General features: G+C 60.9%; 19 protein-coding genes. 12 read left to right on the top strand and 7 right to left on the bottom strand.

The annotated features are described in order from the left end of the window. Positions 1–2: 2 nt before the first annotated feature. The 4 genes from FFS60_RS22765 (at position 3) to FFS60_RS22750 (ending at position 4,688) form a co-directional block, all read left to right on the top strand. A complete protein-coding gene (locus FFS60_RS22765) occupies positions 3–1,343 on the top strand; it encodes a cytochrome P450 (protein ID WP_137823221.1) in 1,341 nt (446 codons plus the stop codon). Then, entirely contained in the window at positions 1,330–2,325 is a 996-nt protein-coding gene (locus FFS60_RS22760; RefSeq protein WP_171016560.1) for a methyltransferase domain-containing protein, read from the top strand. The genes FFS60_RS22765 and FFS60_RS22760 overlap by 14 nt, the downstream gene beginning before the upstream one ends. 66 nt (positions 2,326–2,391) lie before the next feature. Further along, the gene (locus FFS60_RS22755) at positions 2,392–3,372 is read left to right on the top strand and encodes a Rieske 2Fe-2S domain-containing protein (RefSeq protein ID WP_137823219.1); all 981 of its coding nucleotides are present in this window, start codon (positions 2,392–2,394) and stop codon (positions 3,370–3,372) included. A gap of 116 nt (positions 3,373–3,488) precedes the next feature. Continuing rightward, positions 3,489–4,688, top strand: a complete 1,200-nt coding sequence (locus FFS60_RS22750) for a serine hydrolase (protein WP_137823218.1) — start codon at positions 3,489–3,491, stop codon at positions 4,686–4,688. Between the two features lie 129 nt (positions 4,689–4,817). Here the strand turns inward: FFS60_RS22750 and FFS60_RS22745 are convergent, their stop codons facing one another. After that, positions 4,818–5,243, bottom strand: a complete 426-nt coding sequence (locus FFS60_RS22745) for a hypothetical protein (protein ID WP_137823217.1) — start codon at positions 5,241–5,243, stop codon at positions 4,818–4,820. Here FFS60_RS22745 and FFS60_RS22740 point away from each other — a divergent pair. From FFS60_RS22740 to FFS60_RS22730, 3 genes are all read left to right on the top strand, one after another. Beyond that, positions 5,242–5,793, top strand: coding sequence for a GNAT family N-acetyltransferase (locus FFS60_RS22740; RefSeq protein WP_051246572.1), 552 nt, complete (start codon positions 5,242–5,244; stop codon positions 5,791–5,793). The two genes, FFS60_RS22745 and FFS60_RS22740, sit on opposite strands and share 2 nt — an antisense overlap. A gap of 153 nt (positions 5,794–5,946) precedes the next feature. Continuing rightward, positions 5,947–7,323 (top strand): Na+/H+ antiporter NhaA, encoded by a 1,377-nt coding sequence (gene nhaA, locus FFS60_RS22735; RefSeq protein WP_171016559.1) that lies wholly within the window; start codon positions 5,947–5,949, stop codon positions 7,321–7,323. 157 nt (positions 7,324–7,480) lie between these two features. After that, the gene (locus FFS60_RS22730) at positions 7,481–8,326 is read left to right on the top strand and encodes an alpha/beta fold hydrolase (protein ID WP_137823216.1); all 846 of its coding nucleotides are present in this window, start codon (positions 7,481–7,483) and stop codon (positions 8,324–8,326) included. Positions 8,327–8,344: 18 nt separating this feature from the next. On the opposite strand, the gene FFS60_RS22725 is transcribed toward FFS60_RS22730, so the two are convergent. Next, positions 8,345–8,956, bottom strand: a complete 612-nt coding sequence (locus FFS60_RS22725) for a TetR/AcrR family transcriptional regulator (RefSeq protein ID WP_137823215.1) — start codon at positions 8,954–8,956, stop codon at positions 8,345–8,347. A gap of 108 nt (positions 8,957–9,064) precedes the next feature. Between FFS60_RS22725 and FFS60_RS22720 the strand changes: the two genes are divergently transcribed. Further along, complete coding sequence (locus FFS60_RS22720; protein WP_028628300.1) at positions 9,065–9,679, top strand: NAD(P)H-dependent oxidoreductase; 615 nt, start codon at positions 9,065–9,067, stop codon at positions 9,677–9,679. 14 nt (positions 9,680–9,693) lie between these two features. Here the strand turns inward: FFS60_RS22720 and FFS60_RS22715 are convergent, their stop codons facing one another. Beyond that, positions 9,694–10,473 (bottom strand): CHAD domain-containing protein, encoded by a 780-nt coding sequence (locus FFS60_RS22715; protein WP_028628299.1) that lies wholly within the window; start codon positions 10,471–10,473, stop codon positions 9,694–9,696. Between the two features lie 163 nt (positions 10,474–10,636). On the opposite strand from FFS60_RS22715, the gene FFS60_RS22710 reads away from it, so the two are divergent. Together FFS60_RS22710 and FFS60_RS22705 are read left to right on the top strand one after the other, a co-directional pair. Next, positions 10,637–11,053, top strand: a complete 417-nt coding sequence (locus tag FFS60_RS22710) for a PaaI family thioesterase (protein ID WP_028628298.1) — start codon at positions 10,637–10,639, stop codon at positions 11,051–11,053. Between the two features lie 90 nt (positions 11,054–11,143). Continuing rightward, a complete protein-coding gene (locus FFS60_RS22705) occupies positions 11,144–13,147 on the top strand; it encodes a U32 family peptidase (protein ID WP_028628297.1) in 2,004 nt (667 codons plus the stop codon). 46 nt (positions 13,148–13,193) lie between these two features. Here FFS60_RS22705 and FFS60_RS22700 read toward each other — a convergent pair whose 3' ends face one another. The 4 genes from FFS60_RS22700 to FFS60_RS22685 form a co-directional block, all read right to left on the bottom strand. Then, positions 13,194–13,862 carry a TIGR04211 family SH3 domain-containing protein gene (locus FFS60_RS22700; RefSeq protein ID WP_028628296.1) on the bottom strand — a complete coding sequence of 223 codons (669 nt, stop codon included), beginning with the start codon at positions 13,860–13,862 and terminating at the stop codon, positions 13,194–13,196. A gap of 517 nt (positions 13,863–14,379) precedes the next feature. Further along, positions 14,380–15,135 carry a hypothetical protein gene (locus FFS60_RS22695; protein ID WP_028628295.1) on the bottom strand — a complete coding sequence of 252 codons (756 nt, stop codon included), beginning with the start codon at positions 15,133–15,135 and terminating at the stop codon, positions 14,380–14,382. A 200-nt stretch (positions 15,136–15,335) separates the two neighbouring features. Further along, on the bottom strand, positions 15,336–16,799 hold the full coding sequence (locus tag FFS60_RS22690) for a DUF5666 domain-containing protein (protein WP_028628294.1): 1,464 nt from the start codon (positions 16,797–16,799) through the stop codon (positions 15,336–15,338). After that, complete coding sequence (locus FFS60_RS22685) at positions 16,796–17,650, bottom strand: DUF6502 family protein (protein ID WP_028628293.1); 855 nt, start codon at positions 17,648–17,650, stop codon at positions 16,796–16,798. The genes FFS60_RS22690 and FFS60_RS22685 overlap by 4 nt, the downstream gene beginning before the upstream one ends. Before the next feature lie 190 nt (positions 17,651–17,840). Between FFS60_RS22685 and FFS60_RS22680 the strand changes: the two genes are divergently transcribed. Next, positions 17,841–18,173 carry a hypothetical protein gene (locus FFS60_RS22680; protein WP_137823214.1) on the top strand — a complete coding sequence of 111 codons (333 nt, stop codon included), beginning with the start codon at positions 17,841–17,843 and terminating at the stop codon, positions 18,171–18,173. 18 nt (positions 18,174–18,191) lie between these two features. Next, positions 18,192–18,385 (top strand): hypothetical protein (locus tag FFS60_RS29500; protein WP_177474084.1); only part of this gene is annotated, 194 nt, incomplete at its 3' end.

Here is an 18,385-nt window from a genome sequence, read left to right as displayed (position 1 = left end):
ACATGGAACACTCAATACCGAGTGTCGATGGCGCTCGCCTGTTGCTCGGGAACTCTTTGCAATTCTCAAAAAATCCAGGCGAATTTCTGCGCGACGCACACCGTAAGTATGGCGATATATTCAAGTTCAAGATGATGGGAAAGAATATCGTCACCATCTGCTCGCCTGAATACAACCGGATTTTGTTCGAGCATACGGATGGGGAACTATCCATTCGCGAATCATACCCTTCCTTTGCCAAGATGTTTTCCGACAACTTTTTCTTCTTCGCCCCTCACGATCAGTACGTTGAGCAGCGGGAGATGGTAAAGACCTTATTCAAGGTTGACTCGCTCAGATCGTACGTTTCCAAGCTTCGCAGAGAAGCTCGCTTGCTAATAGAGTCTCTCGAAGGCTCCGGCGAACTGGAACTTAGCACCACTTTAGGACGCTTGACTGCCAACTTCAACGCAAGTGTATTCCTGGGGCCTGATTTCAGGGAAATGATATCTGACGATATCTACAAACTCTACAACGAGTTTTCTGGAGGCTTGGAACTTGTTCTGCCTACATGGCTGCCACTCAAACACATAAGGCGCAGCCAAACAGCGAAGAGAACCCTGACCGACCTGATGCTGAGCTTCCGCGCTAAGAAACTCCGGAATGACGTAGACGAGTCAGATCCATTCGTCCGGATCCATCGGGAACTTGAGAAAAGCCGCTATGGTGGTGATGACGAAATGATCGCACTGGTTCTGTTACTGCTGGGCTGGGCCGGACAGGAAACAGGCGCCGGCTCGATGATGTGGGCCATCGTCAACTTGCTGCTGCACAAAGACGTCCAACGGAAACTGCTTGATGAGATAGTCGACGCGAAAACTGCCCATAACATCGACGAGTTGAACTGGGATGTAATCCAGTCGATGAAGTACCTTGATGCTGTCATTCTGGAATCGGAGCGACGCCATCCTGTAATCAATATCCTGATGCGCACAGCCAAGCGAGACATACGTTTCGGCCCACACCTCGTCAAACGCGGCACAACAATCTTCGCAGCGCCCGCGGTCACCCATCTTCGCTCGGACTTGTTCGAGCACCCTTACGCTTTCCGCCCGGAACGCTTCCTAGACAGCGAGTCTGGCGCTCCGCCCGTGCCCCCCTACTTGATCGGCTTCAGCGGCGGCGCGCATCGCTGCGCAGGGGTTAACTTCGCGCGACTCTTCATAAAGGTCGCAGTAGTTTCATTGGTACAGGAACTCGATCTCGAGCTGGTCGACGAGCCAGTTTACAAAGGAAGAGGTGGTGCCAATGTTCCAAGTGCGCCACTTCGTGTGCGATACAGGAGGCGACATGGAAAGGCTTGACGGTTTTTCGCGGGAAAAATTCAATTGGGTTTCGACCATACTTTGCTGCCCGTCCTGCCGGAAATCACTCAGGGAGTGTGGAACCACCGAGGCAGTCGGATCGCTGATCTGCCAGAGCTGTTCCAGGGTCTATCCTTGCAGCCATGGAGTTATCGACTTTTCGATGACGGTAGACGACCAGAAGACTCAAAGTGGCTTTTCTTACCAATGGCAGAAGCGTAGTAGAGGGGGCTTTGAGCGAGGGACGAGTTACGGGCGAAACATTGCCAGGAGGGCGAAGGATATTTCCGATCTGTTTCCCGCCGGGGAATCTCCTGGAATCATTCTGGATGCCGGGTGCGGGGCTGGAGATATCGCGATTGAACTTGCAAATAGATACTCGGGGGCGACGGTCATCGCACTTGACTACAGCACGTCGGTTTTCGAAATTGCCAACCGCCCGGAGCTTCCTTCAAACGTCATATTAATCAGAGGTGACATTCGTCATCTCCCGTTCCTGGAAGAGTCCATGGACGTCATATACAGCATCGGCGTCATGCACCACACCGACAACACCCGCATCAGCTTTGATGCAGTAGCCCCCTTTGTTCGTCCCGCCGGAAAAATGATCACCTGGCTCTACCCAACTGCGGGAGAAGTTCCATTCTACAAACTCTACTACCGGATTCGTGACACACACTTCGCAGGTATTGGTTACCTACTCCCAAACGGTATTCGAGCGACTCTTGTATATGCCTATGCATTCTTGATGTTCCCTTATCTGCGATTTAGTAAGTACCGCCACTTCTTCTCAGAGAGCCCAAACTCGGTAACGGCACTAGATTTCTTGGGAAGCGCCTCGTTGATCATCTTCGATGACATTACTCCGCGCTATCAGTTTCGACATGAGGAAGCCGAGGTACTGTCCTGGTATCAGGATGCCGGCTTTGTAGATCAACAATTGGACAAAGCCAAGTTGCTTTACGTTGGAACCATGAAATAGTGGCAACTCTGCAAGACAACGTACTGCCCCCGACATGGCTGATTGATACCTAAAGGAGTAGGCGTGATGAGTAACGATCATCAATCTAGGATCAGGCATTACCCAACCGGCTGGTTCGCAGTGGCGTTCTCCAGCGATGTGGAGCCAGGGGCCTTGGTCCCCTTACGATACTTCGGACGTGAGCTGGTTTTGTTCAGAACCGGTTCAGGCAAGGCCTGCGTAGCAGACGCTTACTGTCCACACATGGGCGCGCACCTGGGCAAGGGCGGAACAGTCCAAGGAGAGACCATCCGCTGTCCATTCCACGGCTGGAAATTCTCCGAAAACGGGCAATGCATCGACGCCCCCTGTCGCGAACTCACGCCCAAGGCCCATCTCTCCATGTGGCCCGTCATCGAGCAGAACCACATCATTCTGGTCTGGCACGATGCCTTGAATCGCGTGCCGAAATGGCAGGTTCCACTGCATCCGGAGCCGCCCGTCCCTCAATTCGCAAAAAGGATACTTCTGTCAGGAGTACGCACCCAGGTCAGGGATGTCTTTGAAAACATCGTTGATTTCGAGCATTTCCATGTTGTGCATGGAACCAACCCTGTGCATGCGAACAAGGTTCAGGTTGATCCGCTTTTCCCGCATCAACTCTCAGTCTTGGCGAGCACCCTGGGAAATGACTCACCGTACGACTTCGAAATGAACGCCATGCTCATCGGCCCTGGCCATGGCAAGGCTGAAGGGGCGGCCTGGGGTTATCCAGAATACCGTGCCCACAACACCTTTTATGCCACGCCAATTGACGAAGACACCCTGGACATCCGCTCGGTGTGCCGACTGCTTGTAGACGAGTTCGACTCAGACGCACTGGACTCCCTGTCAATTGTCGCAGCGACGGCATGCGAAAACGTCCGGCACCAGTTGGAGGCGGACATTGTCATTTGGGAAAACAAGCGAAGGGAGCACGGACCGGGATCGCCCAGATATGCAGGAACCTATATCGCGGATTTCAGGAAGTGGTACGAAACATTCCACCCAAATAATGCAGCTACTTAGAAGTAACCAGACAAGCCGACTGAAATCCAGATATTCACTCAACCAAGGCTTCTGTCCAGCCGGAAAGACTCAAGCGGGCAATTGCGGAAGAAGTCAATTTATCAAGGAATCTGTATATGCAAGCTAACGATGCAGGTATGTCACCGGAGCGTCTGCAACGCTTGTCATCGGTTCTGCAAGGCTACGTCGAGCGAAGCGAAGTCGCAGGACTGGTGGCAATGGTGTACCGCAAGGACATCCTCACTCATTGCGATGTCCTGGGCAGCCAGGACATCGAGACGCGTACGCCGATGCGCCGAAACTCGCTGTTCCGAATTGCCTCAATGACCAAGCCGGTCACCAGCGCTGCGGCAATGATGTTGATCGAGGAGGGGCGCCTGCTGCTGGACGATCCCATAAGCCGGTGGATACCGGAGCTCGGCAACCGGCAGGTATTGCGAAACCCCGACGGGCCGCTTGACGACGTCTATCCCGCACCACGGGACATCACGGTTCGCGACCTCCTCCTGCATAGGTCGGGCCTGGCCTATCCGGTTACCGCGTCACCTTCTCTGGCCGAACCCCTGTCCCGCTTCAATGCCGAGGTCTTGCCCACGGGCAATCCTGACGGGTGGCTGCGGGCGCTGGGCGAACTTCCCTTGTTGTTCGAGCCGGGAACACGTTGGCACTACGGACTGTCGACGGATGTGCTCGGACTTCTCATTGGGCGCGTCGCCGGGTGTTCGTTCCAGCAATTCCTGGAATCCCGGATTTTCGAACCTCTGGACATGAACGACACCTTCTTCAGCGTTCCGGTGAACGAGTTGAAGCGTCTGACAGTTGGCTATGTCGTCGGGGACCAGCCGAACCAGTTAATCGTCCATGATCACCCCGAACGGCGCATCTGGAATCCAACAGGCTTTCCATCGGGAGGCGCAGGGCTGATATCGACCGCCGACGACTACGCGAAGTTTGCGCGGATGCTGCTTCACTCCGGCCGCAGCGACGCCGGACGCATCCTGTCCCGCAAATCAATAGAGCTGATGACCACAAATTTCCTGACGCCCGAAGAGCGTGCCACTCCCTTCATGGGCATTCCCGGATTCTGGGCCGCTCAGGGATTTGGCCTTGGGTTGTCAGTGATCGACAACACTGTTCATCAGGCAACACTGGGGTCAATCGGTCAGTTCGGCTGGCCCGGAGCATATGGCACGACCTGGCTGGCCGATCCTAAGGAAGAGATGGTGGCCGTGCTGATGGTCCAGCTCTACTGGGCAACGCATTGCCAAATCGGGCAACACTTTCAGTCGCTCGTATACCAGGCAATTGATGACTGAAGTGCCAGCAGCCTCATGGCCCGCCAATGATTTGTCAGCTCGACTTTTGTCGAAGCGCCAGGGCCAGCATTTTAATACCCTTCAGGCACCGGAAACGCCCTGCACGAGAGGGCGTTTCTAGTACAGATACTAACGTCTGGCATTGTCCTTGCCACTGCCCTGCCCCTTTTCATCGTGCCCTGCTTTCCGCTGGCTGCCAGCACGCCCGGACGGGATTCTGATCAGTTGATACACCAGACGGTCGACGGTACTGCGCATGCGGTCGATCCAGCCGCGCAAACCGGTCCGCCTGGCCGTTGGAACGGCAGCGGAACGAAGGGGAATTATCTTGGCCATGTCGAACCTCCTGATGATCATCTGGTTGATGAAACCAGCGTGCACCCGGGTATCGACCGTCGAATTGACCCGCCGCAAATGAACATGATGTATCGACTGCGATACCTGCTGTTCGTCAGCCAATGGGACGACGCCAGCGATTGCTTGATCCCGATCAAATGAGCGCAGTTGGGGTGGCGTAGAAGTCAAAGCCGGTATCACGAACGGAGTACGCAGCATGTCCACCCAGTCTATCGCCGACATCCCCGCCGTATCTGCCGAAGACCACTGGGTCGAACCCCTCGAGGATGGCACTCACGTGCTGATTCGACCCTTGCGCCCGGAGGACCGCGAGCGGGAGGTCGAGTTCATCCGCAACCTGTCCCCTGAAACCCGGCATTTCCGATTTCTGTGCGCGATCAAGGAAGCAAGCCCCGCCTTGCTCGAACGCCTGATGGACGTCGATTACCAGCGCAGGATGGCGTTCGTCGCGCTCGTCCACCAGGACGGCAAGCTGGTCGAAGTCGGTATCTGTCGTTATGCCGACACCGCTGAACCAGGCCAATGCGAATGCGCGGTAACGGTGGCTGACGGCTGGCAGGAGCGTGGGCTTGGCGCCGTCCTGATGCGCCACCTCATCCAGGCTGCCCGCGAGAATGGCTTCAAGGAAATGTACTCGATGGATGCCGCAGCGAACGCGCCCATGCACGCCCTCGCCCGGGAACTGGGTTTCCAATGCAACCGGGACCCGCAGGACTCGGCCCAAGTGATCTACAGCTTGCTGCTGTGAAGGACGAGGCGTCCCCCTTGGATGAAGGGACGGGAAAGTGGGCTAGTCAAATCGGCGAAGGCGCTGTAGCTTACGTGCCGGGTGTCTGGTTGTTGCCAGACAGGTTTCATGTGTAGGTCGGGCCGCCGCACAAGCTGCTGAGTATTAGCGACCATGAACCAAGCCCCTTCCCCCAAGGTGCTGCCGGCTGCGCAGCGCATTGCCGACAAGGCATTCTCCGTACTTGATAAATTCCTCCACACCGAGGCCACCAGCGGCATCGTCCTGCTGATTGCGGCGGCCGTTGCACTGGCCTGGGCAAACTCGCCCTATGCCAGTGGCTACGAACATTTGTGGCACCTGCCGCTGTCATTCGGGCTGGGTGATTTCGTCATCTCGAAGTCGCTGCATTTCTGGATCAACGATGCCCTGATGACGGTGTTCTTCCTGGTGGTCGGCATGGAGATTCGCCGGGAAATCCACGAAGGCGCACTGGCCAACATCAAACTGGCCGCCTTGCCGATGGTTGCTGCGTTTGGCGGGGTCGTAGTACCCGCCCTGCTGTATCTCTCGCTCAACAATGCCGATGGCTTGCGCCAGGGCTGGGCGGTCCCGACGGCCACCGACATCGCCTTCGCGGTGGGCGTGCTGGCCCTGCTCGGGCGCTCGGTACCCGCTTCGGTGCGCATCTTCCTGCTCGCTCTGGCCATCATCGACGACATCGTCGCGGTGCTGATCATCGCGCTGTTCTATTCAGGCGGCCTGGACCCGGAGGGATTCGTCATCGCCGCAGCGGGAATCCTGCTGGTGCTGGGCCTGCAGCGCATCGGAATCGGTTCGGCCTATGCCTACCTGCTACCCGGTGCGTTGCTCTGGTTCGGCCTGCTGAAAACCGGCGCCCACCCCACGCTGGCGGGTGTGGTGCTGGGCCTGATGACACCCGTCCGCCCGGCCAAGCTCACGGAGCCGCCGTTGCAAACGGCAACCCGTGCCATCAGTGATCTTGCCGCGCGCGAACATCATGCGAACGGCGATTCCGCAGAGCTGATGCAACCCATCAAACAGCTCCGCCAGGCCCAGCGCGAGCTCCTGCCCCCTGTAACACGCATACAACTGGCGTTGCACCCCTGGGTCGCCTTTCTGGTGATGCCGCTGTTCGCCTTGGCCAACGCCGGGGTGAGCCTCGATGGCGTGGATCTCGGTGAGGCGGACTCCCTGGCGGTGCTTTCCGGTGTCGCGCTGGCCCTGGTCGTGGGCAAGCCGCTGGGGGTCCTGTGTACCAGTTGGCTGATGGTTCGACTGGGCTGGTGCATCCTGCCGCCAGGCATGACCTGGTCCTGGATGGCACTGATCGGCTGCCTGGCCGGGATCGGCTTCACCATGTCGATCTTCATCGCCAATCTCGCCTTCACCCAGCAGGACCTGTTGAGCGCCGCCAAGCTCGGTGTCCTGGCGGCCTCCGTTGTAGCGGGCGTCATCGGCCTGGCCTATGGACGCGTACTGGCAGCCCGCGCTCGAGCGATCGGCGGTCAAGGCCCTGTCGAGCACTGAGGAACCGCTCGACGACTCCAGTCCGCCGCCGGAGCCTGGTCTACCCTGCATGGTTGCCACCATTGCATTGCGGACCAGGTGTTGCGGCCGCGGAGCGCACTGGCGGCATTTCCGCCATTCCTGGTCCAGCCGCTCAACGCCGAGAAGGAGCCACGTCATGCCGAACGCCCAATCCGCCAGTCAGGTGCCCAACCAGTTCATTGAATGCAATGGCCGCCGTCTGGCCTACAGGGTGATCGGCGAAGGCACGCCGATGGTCCTGTGCCTGCGTTTTCGCGGTGTGATGGACTCCTGGGATCCCGCCTTTCTCGACGAACTCGCGGAACTGGGCTTCAAGGTGCATGTGTTCGACTACAGTGGCCTGGGCCTGTCTGGCGGTACGCGCACCTATGACCCGGCATCGCTGGCGCGCGACACACTCGAACTGATCAACGCCTTGGGGCTGAGCAGGGTCGTGCTCGGCGGCTGGTCCCTGGGCGGCATTGCTGCACAGGTGGCCATGCTGCAAGCGCCGCAACTGGTCAGCCATCTTGTACTGATTGGCACTACGCCCCCCGGCCAACTGGTGAAAACCGGCGAGGCGCTGTTCTACGAACTGGCACGTCGGGAAAACGACTTCGAGGATTTCGTGAAGCTCTTCTTCGAACCGGCGTCGGCTGCCAGCCGCGAAGCCGCCGTACGCTCCGCCGAGCGCATCGCTGCACGCCAGGACGGGCGATGCCCCGAGGTACCCCATGAATGGGCCGGCCAGCAGTTGGGGGATGGGCCGCGCAATCCGATGTTCCCTCTGCAGCCTGCGCTGGATGCGCTTTGCACCACCAGCACACCGGTCCTGCATCTCGGCGGCGACCATGACATCGTATTCCCGGTCGAGAACTGGCACGCACTGAGCCGCGCGCTCCCCACCCTGCACCTGGTGACGCTGCCAAGCACAGGCCATGGGCCGCACCTGCAGTACCCGCACGCCAGCGCCAGGCACATAGCGGCTTTCGTTGCGGGCTGAGGAGAATCAGGGCCGGGATCAGCCCCGCTGGGCACTGCGCTCGACCATGGCCACGATGGTTTCGCGGAGTTCGTCCTGCGCTTCCTGCGGCGTGATTTCCCCGGTGGCGGCGGCATGGGACAGCGCCTCCGCCGCCCCCAACATCGCTCGCAAGCCTGCTGTGGCAACACCGTTTCCGCCAGCGAATGGCACCAGGGCGTTGCGGCATTTCTCCAGGAACACCGATTCAAACCCGCATTTGATGGACTCAAGCTCCGGCGAGCCAGCCAGTGCCGCGATCACGCCAGGGATCTCGCGGCCCTGGAGCAGCACGCACTCGACATAGGACGAGGCGATTACCCCCGCCCTGCCCTGCAAACTCTCCTCACTGGCCCGCAGCGCGGCATCCATCGCTGCCGTCTGGCGTGCATCGAACTCCATGAACAGCGCTGCAAGCAGCCCCGCCCGGGTACCGAAATGGTCGTAAACCACCGGTTTGGTAACGCCGGCCTGCTCGGCCAGCCGGCCCAGGGACAGGGCGTCGGTGCCCTCCTCCCGGATCAACTGCCAGGCCGTATCCAGCAGTTGTCGCTGCCGCTCTTCCCTGGATAAACGGCGACGCGGACGCGTTTGATCTTCATGTGTTGACACGGAAAACCTACCGAAAGTAACTTACCAATCGTAACTTACTGAAAGTAACTTGCGCTCAGCATATCGAGCGCGTCTCTCAGCCGCAATCAGCCTCTTGGAGTTCTTACCATGCATGCCCTGATCGTCGTTGCCCATCACGATCCCCGCTCGCTCACCCACAGCCTCGCATCACAGGTCGCCGCAGGCTTGGGCCTGGCCGGCCACAGCGCCGAGATCGGCGATCTCGCCCAGGAAGGTTTCGACCCGAGGTTCAACCTCGCGGACCATGCCGTCCACCGCCACCAGGTAGCACCGCCTGCCGATGTAGCCGCCGAACAAGCCCGCATCGACCGGTCCGACGCCCTGGTGCTGGTCTTCCCTGTGTATTGGTGGTCGATGCCAGGGCTGCTCAAGGGCTGGATCGACCGCGTGTTCGCCAACGGCTGGGCGTTTGAGTACAGCCTGGAAGGCGGCCTGACGAAGAAACTGCGAAACCTCAAGGTTCACCTGATTGGCGTGGCCGGCGCGGATGCCGGCACCTTCGAGCGGCATGGCTATAGCCAGGCCATGAAGACGCAGATCGATCACGGGATATTCGACTACTGCGGTGCCCGCGTGCTGACCTCCGAATTGTTCTTCGAATCGGAGTCCAGCGACCCGGTGCCTCACCTGGAGGCCGCGCGCTCCATCGGCCTCAGGTTGTTCGAGGTTACTCCGCAGCGCGAAATGGCTGGCGTCGCTTGAATAGCCAGGGCGCCCTACCCTCCGGTGGGCGCCTGTTCCGCCAGGGACTCCGCGAGGATCGAAAGCTCGACTTCGGCGGCCTTCAGTTCCGCCTCGCCGGCGATTTCCCAGCGATCCTTGAGCACCAGCAGGTCCGCCTCCTGGTCGGCCTTGAGGCACCACTGGAAGTGGTCGTGCCAATCCCCCAGGGCGGATTGCACGGCCTTCAGGGCCGGGACGGCGTCATGGGGAATGGGTGAGAGCTTCGGGTATGCCTCATGGACGTAGCGCATTCGCTTGACCAGCAGACGCAGCGCATGGCGGTCGAACGCAGGATTGGCCAGTGCTTCGCGTAGACGCTGTAACTGCCGCTGCAGGCGAATCCGTACCCGGTCGCGGAGCTTGTCCAGTTCGCCCTGTCTATCGGCCTCGCGCATCCGCGCCGGCCAGCCATCCAGCACGGCCATGAAGCGTTGCACCGTGGCGCTGTTCTCGATAACGGCATAGCGGGATTCGAGCAGGTGCTTGCGCCGTTCTGCCTGGTCATGGAAGCCCTGCCGCTGCAGTTCGGCGATCAGCACCTCGAGGTCGCGCACCGGCGTGGTCAAGCGGCCTACGTCAGCCGCGGCGGCATCCAGCTCCCTCGCAGCCTCCAGTCGGCGCATGGGCCGCAGGAGGCTGCGCAACTTGCGCAGGTTGATTCGCAGGTCGTGGAGCGCCTCGTCATCGGTCCGGCAGGCCAGGCGCGCATAGGCGTGATGAATCCCGACTTCCAGCACCAGAACCTGAGCGACGATCGAATCGATGAAAGACATCCCGGCTACCCTTCGAAACCAAGTCCGGGGAGCTTAGTCGAGGAACATGAGCGTGTTATTGCACGAGATCAAATACGCCTCTGGCGTCTGAGGCAGCGGACATGGACAGGCCGGGATGGTTGTGGCAGCGTCCGCTCGACCATGGCACACCAGGGAGTCCGGAATGGCCGACAAGAAAGAAGCGATAGCCCGATTCATCCAGCAGGAATTTCCCCAGACCCGCGTCGTGGTCGAAGCCGTGGGCGACCGCAGCGCCCGGGTTTCGCAGGAGGTGGGCGAGTCTGACTTGCGCCCTGGCGGCACCGTCTCCGGCCCCACCTTGATGGCGATTGCCGACGTGGCGCTCTACATCGCCCTGCTGGGCGAGATCGGCATCGTGCCGCTCGCGGTCACCACCAGCCTGACCATCAACTTCCTGCGCAAGCCCGAAGCACGCAAACGCGTGATTGGCGAGTGCCAGCTGATGAAGGTCGGCAAGACCCTGGCCGTGGGAGAGGTTTCACTCTATTCGGAGGGCCTCGATGAACCGGTGGCCCACGTGGTGGGCACCTACTCGATTCCTCCAGCCCGCCTCACCTGACCCTCGACCGCCATCCGGCACCCGATGGATGCCCGGGTGGCGCATGCCCGCTACAATGCGCCACTTGCACCCGTGCCGAACGTGATTGACATGCCTCTGCCAAAAAACCAATTAGAACTGCTCAGCCCCGCCCGTGACGTCAACATTGCCCGCGAGGCCATCCTGCATGGCGCCGACGCCGTGTACATCGGCGGCCCGAGTTTCGGCGCGCGCCACAACGCCTGCAATGAAGTAGCGGATATCGCCAAACTGGTCGAGTTCGCCCACCAGTTTCATGTGCGGGTGTTCGTCACCATCAACACCATCCTTCATGACGACGAGCTGGAACCGGCACGCAAGCTGATCCACCAGCTCTACGACGCTGGCGTCGACGCGCTGATCGTGCAGGACATGGGCGTGCTCGAACTGGATATCCCGCCAATCGAGTTGCACGCCAGCACCCAGACCGACATCCGCACGCTGGAACGGGCCAAGTTCCTCGACCAGGCCGGCTTCTCCCAACTGGTGCTGGCCCGCGAGCTGAACCTCAAGCAGATCCGCGCCATTGCCGATGAAACCGACGCGGCCATCGAATTCTTCATTCACGGTGCGCTCTGCGTCGCCTTCTCCGGGCAGTGCAACATCTCTCACGCCCAGACCGGCCGCAGCGCCAACCGCGGCGACTGCTCCCAGGCCTGCCGCCTGCCCTACACCCTGAAAGACGACCAGGGTCGCGTGGTGGCGTTCGAGAAGCACCTGCTGTCGATGAAGGACAATAACCAGAGCGCCAACCTCAGCGCCCTGGTCGATGCCGGCGTGCGCTCCTTCAAGATCGAAGGACGCTACAAGGACGCGAGCTACGTCAAGAACATCACCGCTTACTACCGCCAGCGCCTGGACGGCATCCTCGCCGAGCGCCCGGACCTCGCCCGCGCCTCCAGTGGCCGTACCGACCACTTCTTCGTGCCGGACCCGGACAAGACCTTCCACCGGGGCAGCACCGATTACTTCGTCACCGAACGCAAGATCGACATCGGCGCCTTCGACACCCCGACCTTCACCGGCCTGCTGGTTGGCGAAGTGGAGAAAGTCGGCAAGCGCGACCTGATCGCCGTGACCCGCGAGCCGCTGTCCAACGGCGACGGCCTCAACGTGCTGGTCAAGCGCGAAGTGGTGGGTTTCCGCGCCAACATCGCCGAGCTCAAGGATGAGTTCGAGGAAGACGGCGAGAAGCGCTGGCGCTACCGCGTCGAGCCCAACGAGATGCCGGCCGGGCTCTTCCGTCTGCGCCCGAACCACCCGCTTTCCCGCAACCTGGACCACAACTGGCAACAGGCCTTGCTGAAGACCTCCGCCGAGCGCCGCATTGGCGTCGAGTGGAAGGCCACCCTGCGCGAAGCGCGCCTGGAACTGGTCGCTACCAGCGAAGAAGGCGTGAGCGCGTCGGTCACACTGGACGGCCCGTTCGGCGCAGCGAACAAGCCCGAACAGGCCCTGGAACAACTGCACGACCTGCTCGGTCAGTTAGGCACCACCCAGTACTACGCCGAGAAGATCGAGCTGGATGCCCCGCAGGCATTCTTCATCCCCAACTCACAGCTCAAGGCCCTGCGCCGCGAAGCCATCGAGGCCCTGACCGCTGCCCGCGTTGCCGCCCATCCGCATGGATACCGCAAGGCCGTCAGCGTGCCGCCGCCGGTCTACCCCGAGGCGCACCTGTCGTTCCTCTACAACGTCTACAACCAGAAAGCGCGCGACTTCTACCACCGCTACGGCGTGCAACTGATCGACGCGGCCTACGAGGCCCATGAAGAGGCCGGCGAAGTGCCGGTGATGATCACCAAGCACTGCCTGCGCTTCTCCTTCAACCTGTGCCCGAAACAGGCCAAGGGCGTCACGGGCGTGCGCACCAAGGTGGCGCCGATGCAACTGGTCCACGGCGACGAAGTGCTGACCCTGAAATTCGACTGCAAACCCTGCGAGATGCATGTGGTGGGCAAGATGAAGGGGCACATTCTCGACCTGCCTCAACCGGGCAGCGCAGCGAGCAGCGTCGTCGGCCAGATCACCCCCGATGACCTGCTGAAGACCATCCGCCACCGCGCGCCGCACTGAGTTGCGGCGCGCACCGCCAAGGAAGGCCGATGGGCTTCTCGCGTCGTCAGACCCACTGATCGTTACGCTTGCGCCGCACCCTCAGCATGGTCGGCAGGATCAGACCGACGAGCAGCCCGGCACCGGCGATGCTGCCGCCGTAAACCATGTAGCGCATCAATACCTGCTTGTTCTCCTCACCCAGTTGCGCCTGCGCATCGCGCAATTCGGTGCGGGCCTGAGTCAGTTCGGCGTCCAGTGCCGAGCGTGCTGCCTGCAATTCGTCGATCAGCTTCTTGCGCGCGTCGAGCGTCTCCTGCATGCCTTGCACACGGGTCTTCCAGGTGCCGTCGATACCTTCCAGTTCGGCGGTTAGCTCGGCCACCTTCTGTTCGAGTTGAGGCAGGCGCTCGGTCTGGCCGGGCACTTCCTGCAGGTCGCGACTGGGAATCCACACGGTGCTGCCGTTCTCACCGCGCACCTGGCTGTAGTCCCCCTGGGTCGTCAACAACTCAACCTTCTGCCCTGAAGTGAGCGTACCGACAATGCGGTAGCCATCGGTCGGGCCGCTGCGCACGTAAGTAGTCAGGCTGTCGCTTACCCAGCGCACGTTGCCGGCGGGCTCCTCGGCCTGGGCCGGCGCACCCGCCGTCAGCAGGCCACCCAACAAGAGGGCAGCGAAGGCGCGAGGCTGGAACGGAGAAACACCGGCGGAGAAATGACGGGATAGGGGCATGGGCAATCTTCACATGGCGATGGGACAAAACCCGGCATACGGGCGCGAAAGTGGCCGGCCACGCGAAGTGCTCTAGACAGGAACGCGATCAGATGGAGCGAAGGACAGCGCAGCCGCCCAAGTAGCGAATGGCCATGCAATCCACCCAATGGGCCGACAGCAGACAGACACCGGGCACCCGGAAGGAGTTCACTCGCATAACCGGCGCGGGATGGGCGGTGTTCCGGGAATGCATCCGGGCGATGCTCTGTCAGTCTGCTCGTGGGGCCTGCTATCACCCCCCGAGCAAGTGCCGTGTTGGGCTCCGATGATCAGTGAATGGCGCAGGCGGGCGGCGGTGCTGTGCCGGGCCAGCACCTGGGGCAGCGAGTGTGCCGAAGATCAGAGCCTCCAGACCGCCGCGAGACGGCGAAGGACTTTCACAGGAAACGCGAAAATAACACGGGCCATCCTGGTTATTTTCGCGACGGACTAAAACCGGGACAAATATCGTCTCACGCGTGCATGAGTCTTCGGCTCAAAACCTGTGACTGAGCACCAAGCCGCCACCGGTATCCGGGCTGGAGTCGGAAAATCCCTTGAGCGCATATAGCTGAACCCTCCACTCGGTGCTGAGCCGTTGTGTCAGGAACAGGGTGAACTCCTGGATTTCGTCACCATCAGACGTCACTTTCTCGCGCCAGTCGTAAGCCGCACCCACGGAGGTGGCCGGCGCCAAGCGGGTGACCAGGCCGATCGAGGTGAAGATTGGATCGCGGAAGTCGGTATCCGATGGATCGCCGAATTTCTTCCAGCCCAGCGTGGCGAACCCGCTGATTGCACCGAAGGCTTGAGTGAGGTCGACTTGGGCGGAGTAGTCAGTCTTGCCGGTTCCGAGACAATGGTTCTCGTCGGCCGTCGGCAGTTTCACCTTGCCTACCAGATCCACCAGCAGGCTACCTCCATCGCGACCGTCCAGCAGTGCGTAATCCGCACTTGCCACGGTGTCGCCGACGCCGCTCTCGACGCTGCCGCAGTCGTCACCCGCCAAGGGTTCGCCATCCGGGCCTACCGCCGGGTTGGTGATACGCAGGTATGGAATGGTCAACTTGTAGATCATCGGGCCGGTTTCATACTTGCCGACCACTGGGACATACCAGGTCTCACTGGTTGTCGGGCTTCCATAATCGCCCCGCGAATAATCGAGCCCCATCGACATCGTGAATTCGTCCGACAAGGCCGGCAATGCCAGGAACACCAGCAGGCCCGGTGAAATCACGCGCGTGGGGCTCATGATTACCTCGTTACGATACGGACATCGAAGCTCAGATCAAATGCGTTGTCCCGAGGATGGCCTCACCGCTTAGGACGAAAGGCATCCGTTCTCCTGGCTACCAGGCTGACGCCTGGCATGGGACACCCTTCCCAGCATAGACGGCGCGCCGGATTCCGTTTTGGGGCGTGCATGGCTGCGGTTGTTTGCGTTTACCCACCCTAATGCGGGCCGGAATGATCCAACCGTTCGACCCGTTCGACCTTTTCCGGCCGCTCGACATGATCGGGCCGCTCGACGCGCTCAACGCGTTCAACTCGCTCCACCCGTTCAACGCGTTCCGGCTTGTCGGCCCGGTCCGGTCGTTCGATTCTCTCAATCCGTTCGATTCGCTCTACACGTACACCGTTCTCGAATATTTCGATCCGCTCCCGAGTTTCAAGACGGTCGCCTGATTCTCGTGTTTCTATCCGCTCGCGGCGTTCCAAATCACCAGAGGCGGATTCCTCTCGTCGCTCGATTCTCTCCCGTGTTTCTCCGGTGTCATTTTGCAGACGGGATTCGTTACCGTCGCGCCCGGAGTTACCGCTCTCGTGGTGCTCTGATTCGGATGCGTCCGTGTCGATGTGACCGGAACCTTGCCGATTGGCCCCTTCGGGACGTTCGCGGACGAGTTCGATCCGTTCCGCACGAATGGTCCGTCCGCTGTCGAATACACCGAATACTCGGATGCGCTGATCCACCGCGAGGTCCGCGGGCCGAGAGCTGCCGAAGGATGTACTGCGGTCCAGTTGGACCGTGAACCCGCCAAACTCGATGCGATCTCCGTGCTGCGACCGCACCAGGCCCTCCACCAGCGCGTTACGGGCTCGCCCGCCAAAGGGCAGCCCCGGATCGATGCGGCTCTCGGCGACATTCAGCCGCTGTCCATTCCAGGTACCGCGAACCAGCACCTCGGTGCTTGGCGCCAGCGGTTTGCTGAGGGGCAGCCCTTGAAGATCGCCGGCACGCTCGATGGTGCCAATAGCGCTTGCCTGGGTAAGGTCCGGTGCCCGATCAATCCGGCTCGCGACTACCTCTCCCCGGGCATTGCGCAAGCCGCTGACCCGAACCGATTCGCCAAGACGCAGGCCCTGCGGCACACGGGCGTCTGCCGCAACGCGTACGGGTTGCCCCATTACTCGCATGGAGGCGGCCCCCGGCTTGACCGCTGTAATCGGGCCTTCATAGGCGTGGAGTATCGCAATGCTTCGGGCTTCCAGCCCTCTCGAGGACTTGTGGGCCTCGACGGCAACGACCTGCCCAATGGCCAGCTCCTTGCTGCTGGCAGGCACGCCGTTCTGGCTGAGCGAGGCCTTGCTGTCAAAGTGAACTTCCACGCCGTTGACGCAGATCGAACCGAAGCCTGTGATGGTCCCGACAATGCCGGTACCCCCAATCCCGCCGTCGTCGTCCCTCGCTCCGGTGCCTCCGATTCCGCCGTCGTCGTCCCTCACTCCAGTGCCACCGATTCCACCGTTGTCGGCCGGTGCTCCGGTGCCACCGATCCCGCCGGTGGCAACAGCGCCCGTCCCGCCCATGCCGCCTGGTTCAAGGCAGGCGGGTGCTGCGCTCAAGGGCGAGACGAACAACAAAGGCCCGCTTATTAATGCAAGGGTGCAAAGAATGCGCGAGGCGATGTTCATGACGAACCGGCCGCAGTGGAATTGGCAACGGTTGACGGGTTGGGTTCGGTGTAGAAGTACAGGCCGATGGTGATTCGCTGCCGACTATCGGGGCTCGGAACATCCTGGTCTTCCAGCTCCGCAGCCAGTTGGTTGAACGCGATCAGGACCTGCATGCCTTCCACCCGAACAGCTTCGCGTAGCTGATCGACACCGGCTGGAGACAGGCTGTCGTAGTGGACACTGCGTTCGAAGAAAGGCTCGGACGCTTCGGTAAGGTTGTGTACGGCCGCGCAGGCATGGTCGTGAAGGTTATGCCGGAAATAGGCTGCCTTCTCGTCAAACCCACGTTGTGGAATAAAAGCCATCGTCTCCAGGTGGACACAGTCCTGGTCATCGACTCGCACAATGCCCAGGCGCTGCCACTCATCCAGCACAACGCGAGCACGGATGTCCTTGCTGACCGTCGCTACCAGTGCATCGAACGAGCGCTCCCCGCCGTTGCTGGCCAAGCGAGCCAACGCCTGCGGTTCGCCAGGCTGCGCGCAGAAAGGCGCGCTGTTCAGCCATATGCTGACCAGATGCGCGCCAAACGAAATGTTCTCTGGCAGATTGCTCGCACCTTCAACTACCTTGGACCGAAGGCGTTTGACGTCCTTGCGATGTACGCCGGTGAGCAAACTGATCCTGCTGTCAGTCGGCGGCTTGTCGTCGAGGCGGAACTCGCGTTCGGCGACATCGACGAAGACTTCCTTGAGCAAATCGGCGAAACAGCTATAGGAAACCCCTTTTCTGAGCATCAGTCTCACTAACGGGCGCATGACGTGCATGAGCGCCGGCAGTAGAGACGAAGGGAAAGAGGGCAAATGCATTCAAGGCATTCCTGAAGAACTGAACACAAAGGTCGATGCGGGAGGCAGCCCCAGGCAATCCGAACGGAGCTTCAACCGCCATCTACTACGGTACTGATTGAGCGGCTATCCCAAGCCCATTCCCTCAAGCAATCACAACCGACGGCATTTCCAGCCAAGTAGCACAAAACCCGGAGCCACGCCGGGTTTTGTGCGCTCGCGGAGTGGCTGTCTAGGCGCCGCCGCGATCATCGCCTACATCATGCGCCGGGCCATCGTCTGCCCCATGTCCTACACCGTGAGCTTCGCCCATATCATGGCTGGGACCATCATCTGCGCCGTGACCGACGCCATGTGCCTCGCCTACATCATGGCCGGGGCCGTCATCCGCACCATGACCGACACCGTGCGGCCCACCGTCATCGTGGTCATTATCGTTGTCGTTTCCGCGCCCGCTGTTGGCGCTGCCAGGTCCGCTGTTGGCACTGCCGGGGCCACTGTTGCCGGAGTGGCCATTGCCATCACCATCACCGCTGTGGCCTGACCCACTGTGGCCGCCGCCGTGACCGCTTCCACTTCCGCCACCTCCGTCGCCGCCGTGGCCACTGCCACTGCCACTGCCGCCACCTCCATGACCGCCACCGCCTCCACTGCCGCTACCACCACCTCCGTGGCCGCCACCGCCTCCACTGCCGCTACCACCACCTCCGTGGCCGCCACCGCCTCCACTGCCACTACCGCCACCTCCATGACCGC

The organism is Pseudomonas sp. D(2018) (genome assembly GCF_005502555.1).
GTDB classification, from domain to species: Bacteria; Pseudomonadota; Gammaproteobacteria; order Pseudomonadales; family Pseudomonadaceae; genus Metapseudomonas; species Metapseudomonas resinovorans.
Note: the sequence above shows the minus strand (reverse complement) of the source record. Positions and strands in the feature narration are given on the sequence as shown.